We start from the raw sequence: 1,827 nt of genomic DNA on the forward strand, positions 1-1,827 counted from the left end.
GCAACATCACTTACACCGCCACGCTGACCAATCCGGCGCAAACCGCCGTGACCGTCACTTTGAGCAACGGTCAGACCATCGTTATCGAAGCGGGCAAGTCCAGCGGAACTGTAGTTTTCGAAACTCCAGCCAACGACGTCTACAACAACGGTTCGACCGTCAACACGACGATCACCAACGCTACCGGTGGCAACTTCGAGAACCTGGCGACCAACCAAGCTCCAGCGACCACCACCATCACCGACTCGATCGACACCACCACCGTCACCCTGACGGCGGACCCATCGGTCGTTGAAGGCGGCAATATCACTTACACCGCTACGCTGACCAATCCAGCACAAACTGCTGTGACGGTTACCTTGAGCAACGGTCAGACGATCGTCATCGAAGCCGGGAAATCTGCCGGTTCGGTGGTTTTCGAAACCCCAGCTAACGATGTTTACAACAATGGTTCGACCGTCAACACGACGATCACCAACGCTACCGGCGGTAATTTCGAAAACCTGGCGACCAACCCTACGCCCGCGACCACCACCATCACCGACTCGATTGATACCACTACCGTTACCCTGACTGCCGATAATTCGGTTGTTGAGGGCGGCAATATCACTTACACCGCCACGTTGACCAACCCGGCGCAAACTCCGGTCACCGTGACGCTGAGCAATGGCCAGACCATCGTTATCGAAGCTGGTAAATCCAGCGGAACTGTAGTTTTCGAAACTCCAGCGAACGACGTCTACAACAACGGTTCGACCGTCAATACGACGATCACCAACGCCACTGGCGGTAACTTCGAGAACCTGGCGACCAACCCAGCGCCAGCGACCACCACCATCACCGACTCGATCGACACCACTACCGTCACTTTGACGGCGGACCCGTCAGTCGTTGAAGGCGGCAACATCACCTATACCGCGACGCTGACCAACCCGGCGCAAACCGCTGTGACGGTCACGCTGAGCAACGGTCAGACGATCAACATCGAAGCTGGCAAATCCAGCGGAACTGTAGTTTTCGAAACTCCAGCCAACGATGTCTACAACAACGGTTCGACCGTCAACACGACGATCACCAACGCTACCGGCGGTAATTTCGAAAACCTGGCAACCAACCCAGCGCCAGCGACCACCACCATCACCGACTCGATCGACACCACCACCGTCACCCTGACGGCGGACCCATCGGTCGTTGAGGGCGGCAACATCACCTATACCGCGACGCTGACCAACCCAGCGCAAACTGCGGTGACTGTGACGCTTTCGAATGGCCAGACCATCGTCATCGAAGCGGGTAAATCTGCGGGCTCGGTGGTTTTCGAAACCCCAGCTAACGACGTCTATAACAACGGTTCGACCGTCAATACGACGATCACCAACGCCACTGGCGGTAACTTCGAGAACCTGGCGACCAACCCAGCGCCAGCGACCACTACGATTACCGACTCGATCGACACCACTACCGTTACCCTGACGGCGGATCCATCGGTCGTTGAAGGCGGCAACATCACCTACACCGCTACGCTGACTAACCCGGCGCAAACTGCGGTGACGGTTACCTTGAGCAACGGCCAGACGATCAATATCGAAGCGGGCAAGTCCAGCGGAACTGTAGTTTTCGAAACGCCGGCCAACGACGTCTACAACAACGGTTCGACCGTCAACACGACGATCACCAGCGCCACCGGTGGTAACTTCGAAAACCTGGCAACCAACCCAGCGCCAGCGACCACCACCATCACCGACTCGATCGACACCACTACCGTCACTTTGACGGCGGACCCGTCAGTCGTTGAAGGCGGCAATATCACTTACACCGCGACGTTGA

1 protein-coding gene is annotated in these 1,827 nt (G+C 57.1%); it reads left to right on the forward strand.

From position 1 onward, the window contains the following. A partial coding sequence (locus AC19YS_RS31990; protein WP_500603537.1) for an immunoglobulin-like domain-containing protein occupies positions 1-1,827 on the forward strand: 1,827 nt, incomplete at both ends.

It is taken from the genome of Pseudomonas sp. MF08831 (assembly GCF_059862645.1).